The sequence below is a fragment of the Verrucosispora sp. CNZ293 genome (assembly GCF_002754655.1).
Map to the genome: position 1 here is coordinate 4,653,660 of NZ_PEFR01000001.1, position 16,191 is coordinate 4,669,850.

The window sequence follows — 16,191 nt, forward strand, 5'->3', positions numbered from 1 at the left end:
TTCAGCTGAACGGGGCGGGGGTGACCCCGGCGTCGACGAGGGCGGCGCGGACGAGTTCCGCGGCGGCCACCGCGCCGGGGCTGTCGCCGTGCAGGCACACCGACTCCACCGTGCACGGGACCGTGCTGCCGTCGACTGTCACCACGACCCGTTCGGTGGCCATCCGCACCGCCCGGCGGGCCACCTCCTGCGGGTCGGTGACCAAGGCGTCCGGCGAGCTGCGTGGTACCAGGCGACCGTTGGGCAGGTAGTTCCGGTCAGCGAACCCCTCGGCGACGACCCGGATGCCGGCGCCCTGCGCGAGCTGGGCCAGCACCGACCCGGGTGGGCAGAGGACCGGCAGCTCCGGGTCGTAGTCCTCAAGCGCGGCCAACAGGGCCGCCGCCGGCATCTCCTCGCTGGCCGCCGCGTGGTAGAGCGCTCCGTGCGGCTTGAGGTAGCGGACCCGGGTGCGGTACGCCCGGCAGAACGCGTTGAGCGCGCCGAGCTGGTAGAGCACCTCGTCGCGCAGTTCCGCGAACTCGTACTCGATGTGCCGTCGGCCGAAGCCGGCGAGGTCCCGGTATCCGACCTGGGCTCCGACGGCGACTCCCCGCTCCGCGGCGGCGGCGCAGACCCGGCGCATCGTGGCCGGGTCCCCGGCGTGGAAGCCGCAGGCGACGTTGGCGGAGGTGACCAGGTTCAGCAGGGCCTGGTCGTCGCCGAGACGCCAGATGCCGAAGCCCTCGCCGAGGTCAGCGTTGAGGTCCATGAAATCTCACCGTAGTGCCTGGACGGGCCTGTGCGAGCGGGGTCACGTCGTCCACCACCGCGATGACCGGGTATCCGCCGGTGGTGGGGTGGTCGGCGAGGAAGACGAGTGGTTGACCGTCGGCCGGCACCTGGACCGCGCCGAGGACGAGTCCCTCGCTCGGCAGTTCCCCGGCCACCGCGCGGGGTAGCGGCGCGCCGCTGAGCCGCGCGCCGACCCGGTTGCTCAACGGACTCACCTGGTACGTCGTGCCGAGCAACAGGTCCAGCGCCGCCGGGGTGAACCAGTCGTGTCGGGGGCCGAGCCGCACGGTCAGCCGCAGCTCCGTCGGGAACGGCCCGGGCACCGTGACGTCGACCGGGGCGGGCGGGCCGGCCGGGGTGCCAAGCGGCAGCAGGTCGCCGTCGCGTAGCGGGGTCGGCCCGATCCCGGCGAGGGTGTCGGTGGAGCGGCTGCCCAGCACCTGTGGGACGGCGATTCCGCCGGCCACCGCGAGCCAGCAGCGCAGGCCCCGTCGGGCGGGACCGATGCGGAGCACCGCCCCGCCCGGTACGGCAAGCGGACGGCCGGTGTCGCCGGGGCGGTTACCGATCCGCACGTCGGCCTCGGCGCCCACCACTGCGACTGTGGTGGCCCGGGTGGGGCGCAGCTCGCAGCCGGTCAGGGTGATCTCCAGGCCGGCCGCGGGTTCCGCATTGCCGACCAGGCGGTTGGCCAGTCGCAGCGCCGCCGGGTCGAGTGCACCGGAACGGGGTACGCCGAGGTGTGCCCAGCCGGGTCGGCCGAGGTCCTGCACGGTGGTCAGCGCTCCGGCCCGGAGAACCTCGACGGTGCCGCTCACCGGTCCACCAGCCGGACCCGGGTGCCGGGGCTGAGCAGGGCCGGTGGGTCAGCCGCCACGTCGAACAGGGTCAGCTCGGTCCGACCGACCAGCAGCCAGCCGCCGGGGGACGCGGTGGGGTAGATCCCGGCGTACCGACCGGCCAGGGCGACCGAACCGGCCGGCACCCGGGTACGGGGTGTGGCCAGCCGGGGCACCGCCAGCTCGGCGGGCAGCCCGGTGAGGTACCCGAAGCCGGGCGCGAAGCCGCAGAACGCGACCTGGAACTCGGTGTGGCGCAGACGCCGCACGACGCCCGGCACGTCGGTGCGCCAGTGACCGGCCACCCGGGGGAGGTCGTCCCCGTCGTAGGTCACGGGTATCTCGACGAGGTGGCCGGGTGTGGCGGTGGGATCGGCGGCGACGGTGTCGGCGGGGCGTGCGGTGGCCGTCCAGCTGGCGATCCGGGTGGCTGTGGCCGGCGGATCCGGCACGCCGTCGAGCAGCACGGTGGCGGCGGCGGGCACGATCTCGACGGCGGACAGTTCGCCCAGCTCGCGGCGACGCCACAGCTCCGCCCGCCACGCCTCGACGTCGGCGGCCACGTCGGTTTCACACCGGGGTGGACCAGTGGGATCGGTGGCCTCCGGAGGGGCGAGGTCGAGCAGGAGAGCGTGCCTGCCGACCGGTCTGATCCGCATGTCCGCCATCCTCCCGGAAGTGCTGACGCTTCCGCGTCGCCCACCGGTCGGAGAGCGTGACCAGTTGCACTACCCGAAAGTAACCTACGCTGCCGTAACCTAAGGACGTGACCACCTCAGCACGCCCCCGGCTCAAGCCGGTCGACATCGGGAAACCCCGGATGCGCGGCTGGCTGCACACGTACGCGTTCTTCGTCGCACTGGTCTGCGGCATCGTGCTCTGTTCGATCGCCGCCACCCGTCCGGGCTGGACCCCCCTGGTCAGCTCCGCCATTTACAGCCTCACCGTCTGCGGTCTCTTCGGCACCAGCGCGCTGTACCACCGTCGGGTCTGGTCAACGCGCGGCTACGCGGTCATGCGCCGGATGGACCACTCGATGATCTTCCTGTTCATCGCTGGCACGTACACACCGTTCTGCCTGCTGCTGCTGGAGACCCGGGCCGCCATCATGATGCTGTCGATCGTCTGGGGCGGCGCCCTGGGCGGTGTGGCGCTCAAGCTGATCTGGCCGCACGCCAACCGTTGGATCTCCGCGCCGCTGTACCTCGCGCTGGGCTGGGTGTCCGTGGCGATGCTGCCCGACATCCTCCACCAGGGCGGAGTCGCGGCCCTGGTGCTGCTCGCCGTGGGTGGCGGGATCTACACCGTGGGCGCGATCTTCTACGCGTTGCGTCGCCCCAACCCGTGGCCCACCGTCTTCGGCCACCACGAGTTCTTCCACGCCTGCACGCTTGTCGCCGCGATCTGCCACCACATCGCCATCTACTTTGCACTCTTCGCCTGACCCAGTACGACGACAGTGGGGGTGGTGAGCCTCGTCGCTCACCACCCCCACTGGGCTCAGGGTCAGATCGTGGGACCGGGGCGGCGCACCTCGCGGTATTCCTGGACCACCCGGTCCTGCTGGACCGGCACGGCGTGTTCGGCGACCACCCGCTCCTCGCGCACCGGTGCGACGACGGTACGCCGACGTGAGTTCCAGAAGTAGAGGGTCACGATCAGCCCGGCGACACCGGCGAGCATCAGCACCCAGCCGACGACGCTCAGGTTGAGCCAGCCCAGGTCCGCCTCCACCGCGAACGCGAAGATCGCACCCAGCGCGATCAGGAAAATACTGCCACCGATGCCCATCTCGTCGTCTCCTTGGCTATCGAAGCTGGCATTCCACTCCGCCGCGGCCACGGATGAGGTTGCGGCACCGACCGACTTACCCCGCCAGGGAGATCGCCAATCGGGCAAGCTGGAGACATGACGGACAGCCCGCACCACGAGCGGACACTTGTGCTGCTGCGGCATGCCAAGGCCGAACAGCCCACCCCGGACCGTCCGGACTTCGAACGTCCGCTGGCCACCCGCGGTCGTGCGGACGCGGCGGCGGCAGGGGCATGGCTGGCCCGGCACGGGCTGCTGCCGGACGTGGTGCTCTGCTCGGCGGCCGTACGCACCAGACAGACGTGGCACGACGTGCAGTTGGGGATCACCGGTTCACCGCCGGAGAGTGGCCCCGCAGGTCCGGCTCCAGCGGTCAGCTACGTACCGGACGCCTACGAGGCTCATCCGGAGGACCTGCTGCACCTGATCCGCCAGGTCCGGCCGACCACCGCGACGGTCCTGCTGATCGCCCACAACCCCGGCATCTCGCTGCTGTCCGAACTACTCGATCCGGTCCGGGCGGACCCGGAGGGACTGCGTACCAGCGGGTTGGTGGTGCACCGGACGGCCGTGCCCTGGGTTGAACTGGGCCGCGGTACGGCCGGGATAGCGACGTGGCACACCGCACGCGGATAGGCCGCGTGCGGTGTGGGCGCTTCGCTCAGCTCGGTGGCGCGGTCGGCGGCGGTGGATCGGGGGGTGGCGGCATCATCGCGGTCGGGTGCGAGAGCCGGTTCTCCTCCACGATCAGGGTCCGGGCCCGCTTCCGGCGGTCCTGCCAGAACCAGAGCGTGGTGAGCAGCACGGCCAGCCCGGCCAGGATGAAGACCCAACCGACCGCCCGCAGGTCGATCCACCAGACGTTGGCCCGGATGGCGAAGGTCAGGATCGCGCCGATCGCGATCAGGAAGATCCCACTACCAATGCCCATGTGCGCGGCACTCCCCCGTGCGGTTGCTCTGGGCGTACTCGGACTGGTCCGCGACGGTTACCCGCCCGCCCCGCGATTACCCGCACCGCCGGGCTGCGAACGCTCGACACGACGACAGCCGGCGGGCCTGAGCCCGCCGGCTGTCGTGCTGACACGGGCCGCGACGCGGTGCTACCGCGCGTCGCGGTCGGGTGCCCCGTGACTCAGAACGCCTCCTCCGGGAGGTCCATGACGTCCAGGTCGGTGTTCTCGATGATGCGGCGGTCGGCGCCGATGCGGGGCAGCACCTCGCGGGCGAAGAACCGGGCAGCGGCCACCTTTCCGGTGTAGAACGCCTTGTCCGCCGCCGCCACCTCACCGGTGAGGGCCTTCAGCGCCACGTCGGCCTGCTTCTGCAGCAGCCAGCCGACGACGAGGTCGCCGAGCGCCAGCAGGAACCGCCGGCTGCCGAGCCCGACCTTGTACAGCGCCCGGGTGTCCCCGCCCTGCGCCTCACCCAACCAACCGGTCATCACGCCGAGCATGTTCTGGATCTCGGCGAGTGCCTTGCCGAGCGCCTGACGCTCCTCCTTGAGCTGGCCGTTGCCCGCCTCGGTGGCGATGAACTCCTGGATCTCGCCGGCCACGGCCATCAGTGCCTTGCCGTTGTCCCGGACGATCTTTCGGAAGATCAGGTCGAGGCTCTGGATCGCCGTGGTGCCCTCGTACAGCGTGTCGATCTTGGCGTCCCGGACGTACTGCTCCAGCGGGTAGTCCTGGAGGAAGCCGGAGCCACCGAAGGTCTGCAGCGACTCGTGTCCGAGCAACTCGTACGCGCGCTCCGAACCGACGCCCTTGACCAGCGGAAGAAGCAGGTCGTTCACCCGCTTGGCCAGCTTGATGGCCTTCTCGTCACCGGCCGCCTCGGCGATGGCGACCTTGTCCTGCCAGGTGGCGGTGTAGAGAACCAGCGCCCGCAGGCCCTCGGCGTACGACTTCTGCAGCAGCAGCGAGCGACGCACGTCGGGGTGCGCGGTGATGGCCACCCGCGGGGCCGTCTTGTCCGCCATCTGGGTCAGGTCGGCGCCCTGCACCCGGTTCTTGGCGTACTCCAGCGCGTTGAGGTAGCCGGTGGACAGCGTGGCGATGGCCTTGGTGCCGACCATCATCCGGGCGTACTCGATGATCATGAACATCTGCCGGATGCCGTCGTGCTTCTCGCCCAGCAACCAGCCCTTGGCCGGTACGCCGTGCTCACCGAAGGTGATCTCGCAGGTGTTGGAGACCTTCAGGCCCATCTTGTGTTCGACGTTTGTGGCGAAGACGCCGTTGCGCTCGCCCACTTCGCCGGTGTTCTCGTCGAAGTGGTACTTCGGGACGACGAACAGCGACAGGCCCTTGGTACCGGGGCCACCCACACCGTCCACACCGACCGGACGGGCCAGGACGTAGTGCACGATGTTGTCGCTCAGGTCGTGCTCACCGGAGGTGATGAAGCGCTTGACGCCCTCGATGTGCCACGAGCCGTCCGGCTGCTGGATCGCCCGGGTACGGCCGGCACCCACGTCCGAGCCGGCGTCCGGCTCGGTGAGCACCATCGTGGAGCCCCACTGCCTGTCGATGAAGAGCTTGGCCCACTTCTTCTGCTGCTCGGTGCCCTCGACGTGCAGCACGTGCGCGAAGGACGGACCGGAGGCGTACATCCAGACCGGCGCGTTCGAGCCGAGCACCAGCTCGGCGAGCGCCCACCACAGCGCCCGGGGGGCGTTGGTGCCGTCCAGCTCCGAGGGCAGGTCCAGCCGCCAGAACTCGGACTCCATGAAGGCCCGGTACGACTTCTTGAACGACTCCGGCAGCGGCGCGGTGTGCGTGGCCGGGTCGAAGACCGGAGGGTTACGGTCGCTGTCCTGGTAACTGGCGGCCAGGTCCTGCCGAGCCAGCCGGTCGACCTCGGCGAGGAAGCTCCGCGCGGTTTCGACGTCGAGGTCGGAGTACGGCTCCTGGCCGAACGCCCGGTCCGCTCCGAACACCTCGAACAGGTTGAATTCGAGGTCCCGAAGGTTGCTCTTGTAGTGGGTCATGTCGCTGGCCCCGCTTCCGGACAGGTGTTACCGATCAGTAACCCCGACTCTATTACTCACCGGTAGGCAGCGACAACCCGGTTCGGACAGTGACAGGCATTACACACCTGTCGTTCAGGTTCAGGCCCGCCCCTGACCGCCCGTCCCGATCCGCAAGACAGAGCCTCACCCCTCGGCCGCGCCGACCTCCCAGCTCGGCACCGCCGCCGTCGCGTCGCCAGGTGAGCCCGTGTACTCCATCAGCACCAGCGCGATGTCGTCGTCGAGGCGGCCGTGCACCCACTCGACGAGGGCGGTCTCCAACGAGGCGAGGCCGTCACCTACCGTGCCGTGACCGAGCAACCGCCAGGCCCGGTCCGCGGTGGGGAAGAACTCACCGTCCCGACGCGCCTCGCCCAGCCCGTCGGTGAACAGCAGTAACCGGTCGCCCGGCTCCAGCCGCTCCACCCGTGGCCGGACCACAGGCATGAAGCCCAACGGAGGCGCCGGGGCCGGCGGTTCAAGAGAGATCACCGCGCCACGACGCAGCAGCAGCGGCGCGGGATGCCCGCAGTTGACGATGGTGAGGGTGCCACCGCGTTCCTCGACAAGCGCGGCGGTGACGAAGTCCTCGTCGCCGACGTTGCGCGCCACGGCCCGGTCCAGATCCGTCACCACGGCCCGGAGATCGGCCCGCTCGTACGCCACGTGCCGGTACGAGCCGAGCACGATGCTCGCCAGTCGCACCGCCTCCAGACCCTTCCCGCGTACGTCACCGATGATCATCCGAACGCCGTACGGAGTCTCGATCGCCTCGTAGAGGTCGCCGCCGATCTCTGCCGTGGCTGTCGACGATATGTACCTGCCGGCCACGGAGAGGGCACCCAACCGGGGGCCGAGCGGACGCAGCACCGCCTGCTGGGCCACCGTGGCCAGCTTCGACAACTCGGCGATCTGCTCCGCCTGCCGCTGCCGTACCGCCGCCACCGCACCCGCGATGCCGGTGCCCAACGCGATGCCCGCCACGGCGAGGGCCGTGGACAGCGAGACCGTCCGTTCGGCCAGGGCGAAGGTCGCCCCCAGCACGGTGGCGGCGGCACCGACGCCGAGCACGATCCGCCACGAGGCGAGCGCCGCGGCCAGGAACGGTGCGGCAACCATGAGTGCGATGTAGTTCGCCGTACGCCCGTCCGCCAGCTCGACCGCCGAGACGATTGCGAGCAGGACGAAGGCCGCGCCGAGGCCGGCGCGGGATCCGGGGCTCAGCGGGCCGCGGCCCGGCTGGAGGAGTTGCGTACGTACATCCGACAGCATGCCCGATGTACGTGAGCGAAAGAATGAGCCTGGCCCCACGAACGAGATGGTTCTGGTCGTGAGGATCCGGTGCCGGAGCCGATCGCGGCGGTCCACCGCCTCAGCCGAGCACCTCGTAGCGGACCTCGATGTGACCGAGGTCGAGCGACGCGATCTCGGCGAACGCGCCCCGCGCCAGGTCCAGGCACCGGCCCTCGATGAACGGACCGCGGTCGTTGATCCGGACGGTCACCGACTTGCCGTTGGCCGGGTTGGTCACCCGCACCTTGGTGTCGAAGGGCAGGGTCTTGTGCGCGGCCGTCATCCCCTCGGGGTTGAACGTCTCGCCGTTGGCGGTCATCTGCCCCTGCCAGTAGAAGGAGGCACCGCAGGAGCCGGTGTCGACCACCGGACGGGCCGTCGTCTTCTTTGCCGTCGGCTTCGGCGTCGGGCGGGCCGTACGCTGTTTGCTGCGCGACGGCGCCTGCGCGGTGCGGCTCGGCGTCGGACTCACCGTCGGACTCGGTGCGGCACTGGGGCTGGCGCTCGGCGACGCGCTCGGCGAGCCGGTCTCGGGGGCGCTCGTCTCGCTGGTGGGCGACAGGTCGATAGCGGCCGGTCGTACCGGCTCCGCCTCGGCAGTCAACCGGACGGCGCCGACGGTGCCGCCGACGGCGAGCGCGACCGCCAGCACGGCGCTGGCCGTGAGACCGGCCGGCGAGGTGATCCTGCGGGTACGGGAGTGCTTACCAGTCACCGGCCCGGTCCTTTCTCAGCGGGGCAAACCGGGTCGGACCATAACGAGAGAAGCACTTCCGAAGTCAACGTGATCATGATGCTATGCCCGCAATTGCGGTGATACGTGAAGCCGATCATCCGATCCTCGGTGGGCCGGGCGGGCCGGTGCCCGGCAACCGCCTGGCGCAGGATGGTGACATGCCCGCTGAGCTGAAAAAACGCCTTGTCGAGCTGTTCGGATGGGTCGACCTCGGACCGGGTGCCAGCCACCTGGTCAGCGACACCTCCGGGTGGTGGCGGGACCCGGACACGCTCGCCGCACTGGGTCCCGCGCTTGTCGCGCCGTTCCGGGCGGTCCGGCCCACGGTGGTGGTGTCTCCGGCGGTCACCGGGTTCCTCCTCGGCCCCCTGGCGGCCACCGCCCTCGGCGTGGGATTCGTGGCAGCGCACAAGCCGGTTGACGGGCGGCTGCCCGCCGGCTCGCTGACCTGGGCACAGAGCCCCCCCGACTTTCGCGGCCGACGGGTGGACCTCGCGGTGCGGGACCGGCACCTGGGTCCAGGTGACCGGGTGCTGGTGGTGGACGACTGGGTGGACACCGCAGCCCAGGTACGCGCCCTCTACGACATCTGCGCGACCCGAGGAGCCGAACCGGTAGGCACCGCCGCCGTGATCTCCACCTGCCCGCCACCAGTAGCCACCGACCTACGCATCGCCGCTCTGCTGACCACCCCCGACCTCCCCGACCAACCCCGTTGATCATGAAGTTGTTGTCCCGCACATCGGCGTGGCGCGACTACAACTTCATGATCAACGGGGAGGAAGGGGGTGGGGGTCAGCGGACGAAGTCTTCGACGACGGTGCAGACCTGGCCGAGTGCCTCGGCGGAGCGGGCCAGCGGGCCGGGGACCATCAGCGCGTGGTCGGCGCCGGAGATCTCCAACACGTGCGGGGTGAGCCGCCGGGCGACTCCGCCGTCCCAGGACGAGTCGGCGGTGCCACCGACCAGGATGAACGGCGCGGTGGCCCGGCGCAGCGCGTCCACCACGTCCCCCCGGTGCAGCAACGGGGTGAGCCAGACGGCGGGCAGCCCCCGGCCGGCCGCGAGCGGTGCGGCGAGGGTGCCGAGCGACTTGCCGACCAGCAGATCCGTCCGCTCGTTCAGGGTCGGGGCGACCTGGTCACACACCCACCTGCCGATGGTGTCGATGTCGAAGTGTTCCGGCACCTGCCAGGAGATCCCGTGCAGCCCGAAGCCGACCCGGCGCAGCGCCTCGCCCAGGTAGAGAAAGAGGGGGTACCGGGTGTCGTACCCGCGTCCCGGGATGAGCACCGCACGTCGGTCCGCCATAGACATCTCCTTGTCGTCGGCCATCGACCGTACCCCCAATCAGTCCCCGCCGGGACGGCTGAAGCTTCGCCTCCTGCCCCGAGCGGGCGGTAGCCTCGGCAGGATGTGGCCACGGATCGGCGGACTCCGCGCGCTAGCCCTCGGCACTCCCGGTGAGCTACGGACACGCCTCAACACCCTCGTGCTGGCTGGTGTGAAGACCGCCACCGCCGGCCTGCTCAGCGAGTACGCCGAGGAGGGCGAGGAATTTGAGCACGTCGGCGAGCGGCTGGCCCTCGTCGACGACGCGGACGCGCTGGTGGGCGTCGTCGAGGTGACCGGCATCGAGGTGACCCGGTTCGCCGAGGTGCCGTGGGACTTCGCCTGTGCCGAGGGGGAGGGCGATCGCTCGATCGAGGAGTGGCGGGCCGGCCACGCCGCCTACTGGGCTCGCGTCGGCACTCCGGTCACCGACGACAGCGAGATCGCCTGCGTACGCTTCCGCCTGGTGTCCGCCGGGGTCGGCGGGGTGGCCACCGGCGACCTCGGCACCTGAGCCGGCCGTCGGGCGAGCGGCGGGCGGTCGCGGGTTCAGTTGTGCAACTCGGGCAGCAGGCGGGTGGCGACATCCGCCAGGACCGCCTCGTCACCGGCGTACCAGCCGCTCTCGCGCGGCCAGTGAGTGATCACGTCGGTGAAGCCGAGCTTCGCCGCCCGCTCGACCTGGTCGGCGAAGAACTGCGCGCTGCTCAACGAGAAGACGGGAGCCGAGTCCAGCGAAAGGTAGCGGTCCAGGCTGGCCGGGTCACGCCCCTGCGCTGCCAGGATCGCGTCGAGCCGGGTGGTCAGCTCAGCCACCCCGGTCCACCAGTCGTTCAGCTCGTCGACGGCGGGCCCGGTGGTCACCCAGCCCTGCCCGAAGCGGGCCGCGATCCGCATCGACCGGGGTCCGTTGGCGGCCACCACGAACGGCACCCGGGGTTCCTGCACGCAGCCCGGATTGTTCCGGGCGTCGACCGCCGCGAACCATTCGCCGCGCCAGGTGGTGCCGTCCTGCCGCAGGATGGCGTCGAGCAACTCGGTGAACTCGGCGAACCGGTCCACCCGCTGCCGTGGCGGCAGCGTCTCACCGCCGAGGACCGCGGCATCGAACCCGATGCCGCCCGCGCCGAGGCCGAGCAGCGCCCGGCCGTCGGAGACGTCGTCCAGCGCGGTCACCTGCCGGACGAAGGCCGCCGGATGCCGGAAGTTGGGCGAGGCGACGAGCGTGCCGAGGCGGATCCGGGAGGTCACCGTCGCGGCGGCGGTCAACGTCGTCATCGAGTCGAACCAGGGGCCGTCCACGAGATCACGCCAGCCCAGATGGTCATACGTCCAGGCGTGGTCGAAACCCCACCCGTCGACCCGCTGCCACCGGTGCCGTGCCACCGACCAACGCTGGTCAGGCAGGATCACGATGCCAACCCTCATGATCACCAGAGTACCGGGGGCCGCGGTCGCACCGCGCCTGCACGGCACCAGGCCCGGCCCGAGGCGTCGTCCCTCGGACCGGGCCCGTGGTGCATCGGCGGGCGTGTCACGCCCGACGCGATCACATGAGAGCTTCGACCGCCGCCGGTGCCCGGGTCAGCTGCACCGTGGTCGCCGGGATCTCCACCTGCACGGTCTCACCCTGGTAGTTCGGGTCGTTCGCCCAGGCGTTGCCGGTGACCTCGACCTTCCCCCGCTGGAACGGGGTGGTGCCGGTCGGGTCCGCCGTGGCCGACCACTGCGCCGTCTCACCGCTGACGCAGTCGACCCGGCCACTGAACGGGCCACGAATGATGACCTTGTTCTTGACCTGGGTCACCAGACCGCTGAGCTGCACAGTCGTGTCCGCGTTGCAGACCACCGTGCCGCTCACCGTGGCCTTGCCGTTCAACTTGCTGAAGACCCCGTCCGCAGCCGGCGTGACGCTGAACTCCAGTGGGGCCGGCGGCGGCGGATTGCCGATCACCACCCGCCCGCGCAGAGCCGGGGTGCCGCCCTCGCAGTGCTGCTCGAAGGTGGCGTCGAGGCGCTCCACGTAGCCGTGCGGGCCGAAGGCCACATCGGCGACCACGAACGATCCCGTGATCGTGTTGCAGCCCCGGCCGTTGCCGCTGATGTCGATGCCGGCACCCGCGCCACTGAACGGCGCGCGGGTGGCGTCGGGGTAACTGCCGACGGCGAGCTGCTGCCCGGCCGGTGCCTTCAGGTCCATCGACCACCAGTCACCGTTCCTGCCGTTGATCGACAGGTAGACGCCGCGAAGCTGGTCGTCGGCGCGGATCGACAGCTGGTCGCCGGCGGCGGCGTCGTAGCTGTAGGTGGCGCCTCCGGTGATGTAATCGCCAGGATCACCGGTCATCGTGAAGGTGCCGGCGGTCACCGGCTCCGCCTGGGCTGCGGTCGCCCCCGTGAGCAGGCCGGTCGCGGTGACGACGCCCGCGAGGAGCGTCGCCGCGATGGTCCTGCTTGTCCGCATGGTCATGGATGCCTCTTTCTCCAGGGAATAGGCGTTCCTCGCTGGAGAGCCTAGAAACGGCGGGCCGGGCACATGACCCCAAGGGTCAAAGTGGACAGTTGGTTCTCTTCGGCGCTTCGGCGCCTACCCGACGTTAGATCACCGGCAGACGCGCAGGTCCTCAGCGGCGGCCACGAGATCGACTGACCGCCCAGACACCACCGGCGATCGCCACCGCAGTCGGCAGAAGGCAGCAGAACGTCAGGACGACGAGGTGCCACGGCTTGAGAGCGCCCATGACCGTGAGGATAGGAATCCCAGGCAACGAGCCACGCGACGCACCGCAGACCGAGGGTCAGCCGACCGGGATGCCGGCGGGCAACGGGGCTGCCGCGTCATGAACGGCATCGGAGACGCCCCCGAGTGGTCCGGGTGGCGCTCGGGGCGGCGGAACGTCGAAGGCCCCGGCGGACATGCGTCCTGACCAGGGCCTTCGAATCCGAGCGGGTGACGGGAATCGAACCCGCACTGTCAGCTTGGGAACCGTACAAGGCACTCAGTCGCATACCTCCAGCCACTGGTGAGAGCAGCACCCGACCGGCCTGGAGTGACCTCTGACGGCCTGCCCTAATGGCCCGCCAATGGCCTGCGCTCGATCTTGCGAGAGCGGCGCTAGAGCCACGTCGCAGCGCGGCCAGTGGGTGCACAGGCCCTCCCGCTGTGTGCCGGCAGGATGCTGGCCCGCCGGTCGCACCCAATCGAGCATCCCGTGTGGGAGACGCGACGGCGGCCAACCGCAGCGGGCAACAGTACGAGTAATCCGGCACGCTTTGCCAACTGTTGCTAAACCCATGGGACAGCTTCAGACTTGATTGTGTGAGTGCGAGCCATGAGCCCTCGGAGCCACCCGATCATGAAGAAGTAGACACGTACAAGAGCAGGTGGCATCAGATTCTAGAGCTTGCACTCAGATCGGTAGTCACAGAGATCGATGAGACGGGTGATCCAGAATTCGCAGGCACGAGATTGGAGTTGTACGTCAAGGAGAAACCGCGAGGCAAGAATTATGTGGCCGACTTTGTGTATTCCGACAGAAAGCTTCCAATCACCGTATATGGCGTGCTCATACAGACTCCCACTGGACTAGCAATAGGGGAACTTGAACTATTTCGAGTTCAATGGGGATACTTTAATGATTACGGTGACTACGTTGGCCCTGACGGCGAATGGCGCGGCAAGGACGATGAATATTGGGATGTGTCGGCATTCCCCGACGCGTCCATCCAGAGTCCATCCTTCGAGGGAATAACCGGAGCGCTGTTGAGGGCGATCCCGGTGGGCAGGATCTTGGCTTGGGCACACGACGCCATGGCGGACGACGGGTGGCGAGAGAAAGGCTTGCCAACCCTTAGCCAAGCAGGAGTGCACCTCTTGCCGCCCACGGAACTGCCTGCCGATACCCGCGCCGCCTTGGAACGATCCGCCGCAGCTTCTACGCGGCGAAGAGGTCGGCCCCCGCTGCCTGACGAACTACTAGAGGACGTCGCCCTCGCTTACCTAGAGGAGGCCAAGAGGGGGCGTGGGCTGACGGCACGCCTTGCCGCGCGGTTCGACCGACCCAATGAAACAATTCGAGATTGGATTCACGCTTGCCGCAAGAGAGGTTTTCTCTCCCAAGGAACTATTGGACGCCGTGGCGCACAGCCAGGCGAGCGGCTGCTAATGGCGATTTCTTCTGACGAGGATGGGGGAATTGAAACCCACACAGGCGAAAATCGATAGCTCCGTTCGCTATATGCGGAGATTTCTAGCTAGCGAAGACGGAGAGAAGTTTCGGGAGCTTTCTACGGGTTCACAGAGGCTCTACATAATTGGCCTCTTGGTCTGCGATGACGTTGGATTCATGCCGATGGACGCGCTCAAGGAAGCCGAACAGGATCATGAAATAAACTATGCGGCAGCAATCATAGCCGGGCGCGTCGGGCTCCTCAAAAGCCCGTTTGGCCTCGACCGATACGCCTAAACGTGGGTTGCTCCGTACGCGAGTGGCGGCTCAGGAATGTCCCTCCCGAGCCGCCATGCCGATCCCGACGTAGTTGCTAATTCACGAGGAGTCGACATGACGACAGTACCTAGACCTAGCCCAAATGGCCAGCGGAACAACAACCACCGGTCCTCCGTTGCCCGAGCGAGCTTGATCGCTGGAGGAGGGTTTGCGTCATCGATAGCTACCGTCCTTGGCGTGGCCGGTGAGTTTGGCCTGGGCGAGCGGGTCACCTTCTACGGCGTGGGCGCGGTCTGTGTCGTGGCTGCGCTGACCATGTTTGTGGTGGCGCACCTTATGCGGCAGTAGGAGGGCCTTAGCCAGCCAAGTCATAGGTGGCGCTGGGGACACTCCCAGGAGGGGGTGTCCCCCGCTGTGTCAGCAGGTCAGTCCCCCTCGGGGGACAGCAGGGACACGGGGGACACGGGGGACGGTGCGTTGTGCAGCCGGACGGCCTTGTCGATGCGCCGAGCAGCTTGCTCGGCAGACAGGTCACCAGTGTTGATCTCAATGTCTGCGTCAACCGGCGGGGTGCTGTCCCAGACGGCGAGCCGCTCCGCTGTGTCACCGGTTTGCCGCGCCTGGATCCTTTCTGCCGCGATACTCCGAGACGACCATATGTAAACGACGATCCAAGAGCCGGACGGGAATGCGCTAAGTACGGCGTCGATTCCGTCGGGTTGCCCTAGATGCAGTACGGGAATACCTCGCGAAAGGTCATTGGCCAACGCCGAGTGGTCAACTACGTACGTTGATCCATAGCGTTCGTTCTCCCACAGGATGTCACCATTCACGCGCAGGCGTTCAACGTCGGCAGCCGTTACCATCCGATATCCGTCCGTGCGACCACGCCCCACCTTGATTCGACGGAAGGGGACGTAGTCCTTCGCTAGCTTGACCAGTTCTTGCGTAACGGTGTCTTTCCCTGCGGCTGGCGGACCGTAAAGGATCACGCCCGGATTCATGGTTGCTTCCCCTCGAGAACGCTCTTAAGCAGCTCTGCGGCTTGACTTTGCAGCGGCTCGCCTGATGTGCAGTTATTGATGACTACATGAGGGGCCGATGGTCGGAAGTCAAGATTGATGCTGGCGACGTAACCCGGCCAGTCGGCGAGCTTTGCTCCGTCTCTCGCTGCGCCCCGCTGTCTGATATAGCCATTCATCGAGTCGGCGTCGCAGTAAACCCACACCAAAGTAGTGGCAGCCTTGAGGCCGGTGAACATCGCTCGGGTGCGTGAGATCCAAGATGCGTCGTTGAACTCACGAATGAACGGGGCGGTTACGATGGCGCTATTTCCGCACCCAACGTTCTCTAGCGCGGCAGCCATCAGAGATTCGTATTCTCTAGGTCGGATCAGGGTCAGATACCTCTCGGATTCGCGGTCATGCGGCGACAGCCCGAGGATTTCTAGCGCGGCCTCGACGACTGGTCGCGTCAGCGTATCCTTATCGAGCATCGGCCAGCCGGTCTCCTTGGCGAGAATTCTGCCTAGCTCCGTCTTGCCGCTCCCGGCATAGCCGCCAACAAAGATTACCTGCGGCTGGGGCAGCCGAATCTCATTACGGCGATTTTGGTCCGGTGCGTGCACTACACGCTTGGACCTTGACTTGCTGACCACTAAGCCTTCATCGGTCAGGACTCGCATTGCCTCGGTAATGGTGAAGACGCTTACATCCCATTGCTTGGCTAGCTCTCGGGTAGATGGCAGCGTTTCTCCGTCCCGGAGTATTCCGGCCCCGATGTCGTTTCGAAGCTTGCGGGCTACTTGCAGATGCAGCGCTTCCGACCTAGACAGCCGGGGTTCAGGGGACGTCATGTCTCGGGACCTCGCATCTCACGGCAGCCAGCGAACCTGAGCAGCCTACCAGCGGCCTACCAGATGGTAGGCCGCTGTCGCGCGTTGTAC

The 16,191-nt window shown here is 68.2% G+C and carries 17 protein-coding genes; 4 read left to right on the forward strand and 13 right to left on the reverse strand.

Annotation, left to right across the window (positions count from 1 at the left end; all coding sequences use genetic code 11):
* Position 1: 1 nt before the first annotated feature.
* The 3 genes from CLT74_RS21245 to CLT74_RS21255 are packed head-to-tail and all read right to left on the reverse strand — an operon-like array spanning position 2 to position 2,272.
* Positions 2–751 carry a 5-oxoprolinase subunit PxpA gene (locus tag CLT74_RS21245; protein WP_099848229.1) on the reverse strand — a complete coding sequence of 250 codons (750 nt, stop codon included), beginning with the start codon at positions 749–751 and terminating at the stop codon, positions 2–4.
* Complete coding sequence (locus CLT74_RS21250) at positions 735–1,592, reverse strand: 5-oxoprolinase subunit C family protein (protein ID WP_099848231.1); 858 nt, start codon at positions 1,590–1,592, stop codon at positions 735–737. The genes CLT74_RS21245 and CLT74_RS21250 overlap by 17 nt, the downstream gene beginning before the upstream one ends.
* Positions 1,589–2,272 carry a 5-oxoprolinase subunit B family protein gene (locus tag CLT74_RS21255; protein WP_099852525.1) on the reverse strand — a complete coding sequence of 228 codons (684 nt, stop codon included), beginning with the start codon at positions 2,270–2,272 and terminating at the stop codon, positions 1,589–1,591. The genes CLT74_RS21250 and CLT74_RS21255 overlap by 4 nt, the downstream gene beginning before the upstream one ends.
* A gap of 107 nt (positions 2,273–2,379) precedes the next feature.
* On the opposite strand from CLT74_RS21255, the gene trhA reads away from it, so the two are divergent.
* On the forward strand, positions 2,380–3,057 hold the full coding sequence (gene trhA / locus CLT74_RS21260; RefSeq protein WP_099848233.1) for a PAQR family membrane homeostasis protein TrhA: 678 nt from the start codon (positions 2,380–2,382) through the stop codon (positions 3,055–3,057).
* A gap of 62 nt (positions 3,058–3,119) precedes the next feature.
* Here trhA and CLT74_RS21265 read toward each other — a convergent pair whose 3' ends face one another.
* Complete coding sequence (locus CLT74_RS21265; RefSeq protein ID WP_099848235.1) at positions 3,120–3,404, reverse strand: DUF6458 family protein; 285 nt, start codon at positions 3,402–3,404, stop codon at positions 3,120–3,122.
* Between the two features lie 117 nt (positions 3,405–3,521).
* On the opposite strand from CLT74_RS21265, the gene CLT74_RS21270 reads away from it, so the two are divergent.
* On the forward strand, positions 3,522–4,061 hold the full coding sequence (locus CLT74_RS21270) for a histidine phosphatase family protein (RefSeq protein ID WP_099848237.1): 540 nt from the start codon (positions 3,522–3,524) through the stop codon (positions 4,059–4,061).
* Between the two features lie 25 nt (positions 4,062–4,086).
* On the opposite strand, the gene CLT74_RS21275 is transcribed toward CLT74_RS21270, so the two are convergent.
* The 4 genes from CLT74_RS21275 to CLT74_RS21290 form a co-directional block, all read right to left on the reverse strand.
* The gene (locus CLT74_RS21275) at positions 4,087–4,356 is read right to left on the reverse strand and encodes a DUF6458 family protein (protein WP_088996804.1); all 270 of its coding nucleotides are present in this window, start codon (positions 4,354–4,356) and stop codon (positions 4,087–4,089) included.
* Positions 4,357–4,559: 203 nt separating this feature from the next.
* Entirely contained in the window at positions 4,560–6,416 is a 1,857-nt protein-coding gene (locus CLT74_RS21280) for an acyl-CoA dehydrogenase (RefSeq protein WP_099848239.1), read from the reverse strand.
* 165 nt (positions 6,417–6,581) lie between these two features.
* Complete coding sequence (locus CLT74_RS21285; protein WP_099848241.1) at positions 6,582–7,709, reverse strand: PP2C family protein-serine/threonine phosphatase; 1,128 nt, start codon at positions 7,707–7,709, stop codon at positions 6,582–6,584.
* A gap of 100 nt (positions 7,710–7,809) precedes the next feature.
* Positions 7,810–8,445 carry a septal ring lytic transglycosylase RlpA family protein gene (locus CLT74_RS21290; RefSeq protein WP_099848243.1) on the reverse strand — a complete coding sequence of 212 codons (636 nt, stop codon included), beginning with the start codon at positions 8,443–8,445 and terminating at the stop codon, positions 7,810–7,812.
* Positions 8,446–8,624: 179 nt separating this feature from the next.
* Here CLT74_RS21290 and CLT74_RS21295 point away from each other — a divergent pair, with 179 nt between their 5' ends.
* Positions 8,625–9,185: a phosphoribosyltransferase family protein gene (locus tag CLT74_RS21295; protein ID WP_099852527.1), complete on the forward strand. Its 561-nt coding sequence runs from the start codon at positions 8,625–8,627 to the stop codon at positions 9,183–9,185.
* A 76-nt stretch (positions 9,186–9,261) separates the two neighbouring features.
* Here CLT74_RS21295 and CLT74_RS21300 read toward each other — a convergent pair whose 3' ends face one another.
* Positions 9,262–9,777, reverse strand: coding sequence for an alpha/beta hydrolase (locus CLT74_RS21300; protein WP_099852529.1), 516 nt, complete (start codon positions 9,775–9,777; stop codon positions 9,262–9,264).
* Between the two features lie 103 nt (positions 9,778–9,880).
* On the opposite strand from CLT74_RS21300, the gene CLT74_RS21305 reads away from it, so the two are divergent.
* On the forward strand, positions 9,881–10,312 hold the full coding sequence (locus CLT74_RS21305; protein WP_099848245.1) for an ASCH domain-containing protein: 432 nt from the start codon (positions 9,881–9,883) through the stop codon (positions 10,310–10,312).
* A 35-nt stretch (positions 10,313–10,347) separates the two neighbouring features.
* Here the strand turns inward: CLT74_RS21305 and CLT74_RS21310 are convergent, their stop codons facing one another.
* The 4 genes from CLT74_RS21310 to CLT74_RS21335 form a co-directional block, all read right to left on the reverse strand.
* Positions 10,348–11,226, reverse strand: coding sequence for an LLM class flavin-dependent oxidoreductase (locus CLT74_RS21310; RefSeq protein WP_099852531.1), 879 nt, complete (start codon positions 11,224–11,226; stop codon positions 10,348–10,350).
* A gap of 121 nt (positions 11,227–11,347) precedes the next feature.
* Positions 11,348–12,268, reverse strand: a complete 921-nt coding sequence (locus CLT74_RS21315) for a hypothetical protein (RefSeq protein WP_199172234.1) — start codon at positions 12,266–12,268, stop codon at positions 11,348–11,350.
* A 2,403-nt stretch (positions 12,269–14,671) separates the two neighbouring features.
* On the reverse strand, positions 14,672–15,250 hold the full coding sequence (locus tag CLT74_RS21330) for a kinase (RefSeq protein ID WP_099848249.1): 579 nt from the start codon (positions 15,248–15,250) through the stop codon (positions 14,672–14,674).
* A complete protein-coding gene (locus CLT74_RS21335) occupies positions 15,247–16,101 on the reverse strand; it encodes a GntR family transcriptional regulator (protein ID WP_099848251.1) in 855 nt (284 codons plus the stop codon). Before CLT74_RS21335 ends, CLT74_RS21330 begins: the two co-directional genes overlap by 4 nt.
* Between the last annotated feature and the right edge of the window lie 90 nt (positions 16,102–16,191).

What these genes read in the sequence shown, in the direction of transcription:
- CLT74_RS21295 (WP_099852527.1), top strand. Translation starts at nt 8,625, where the DNA reads ATGCCCGCTGAGCTGAAAAAACGCCTTGTCGAGCTGTTCGGATGGGTC.
- CLT74_RS21315 (WP_199172234.1), bottom strand. Translation starts at nt 12,268, where the DNA reads ATGACCATGCGGACAAGCAGGACCATCGCGGCGACGCTCCTCGCGGGC.
- CLT74_RS21300 (WP_099852529.1), bottom strand. Translation starts at nt 9,777, where the DNA reads ATGGCGGACCGACGTGCGGTGCTCATCCCGGGACGCGGGTACGACACC.
- CLT74_RS21305 (WP_099848245.1), top strand. Translation starts at nt 9,881, where the DNA reads ATGTGGCCACGGATCGGCGGACTCCGCGCGCTAGCCCTCGGCACTCCC.
- CLT74_RS21280 (WP_099848239.1), bottom strand. Translation starts at nt 6,416, where the DNA reads ATGACCCACTACAAGAGCAACCTTCGGGACCTCGAATTCAACCTGTTC.
- CLT74_RS21245 (WP_099848229.1), bottom strand. Translation starts at nt 751, where the DNA reads ATGGACCTCAACGCTGACCTCGGCGAGGGCTTCGGCATCTGGCGTCTC.
- CLT74_RS21335 (WP_099848251.1), bottom strand. Translation starts at nt 16,101, where the DNA reads ATGACGTCCCCTGAACCCCGGCTGTCTAGGTCGGAAGCGCTGCATCTG.
- CLT74_RS21330 (WP_099848249.1), bottom strand. Translation starts at nt 15,250, where the DNA reads ATGAATCCGGGCGTGATCCTTTACGGTCCGCCAGCCGCAGGGAAAGAC.
- CLT74_RS21275 (WP_088996804.1), bottom strand. Translation starts at nt 4,356, where the DNA reads ATGGGCATTGGTAGTGGGATCTTCCTGATCGCGATCGGCGCGATCCTG.
- CLT74_RS21265 (WP_099848235.1), bottom strand. Translation starts at nt 3,404, where the DNA reads ATGGGCATCGGTGGCAGTATTTTCCTGATCGCGCTGGGTGCGATCTTC.
- CLT74_RS21310 (WP_099852531.1), bottom strand. Translation starts at nt 11,226, where the DNA reads ATGAGGGTTGGCATCGTGATCCTGCCTGACCAGCGTTGGTCGGTGGCA.
- CLT74_RS21270 (WP_099848237.1), top strand. Translation starts at nt 3,522, where the DNA reads ATGACGGACAGCCCGCACCACGAGCGGACACTTGTGCTGCTGCGGCAT.
- CLT74_RS21255 (WP_099852525.1), bottom strand. Translation starts at nt 2,272, where the DNA reads ATGCGGATCAGACCGGTCGGCAGGCACGCTCTCCTGCTCGACCTCGCC.
- CLT74_RS21285 (WP_099848241.1), bottom strand. Translation starts at nt 7,709, where the DNA reads ATGCTGTCGGATGTACGTACGCAACTCCTCCAGCCGGGCCGCGGCCCG.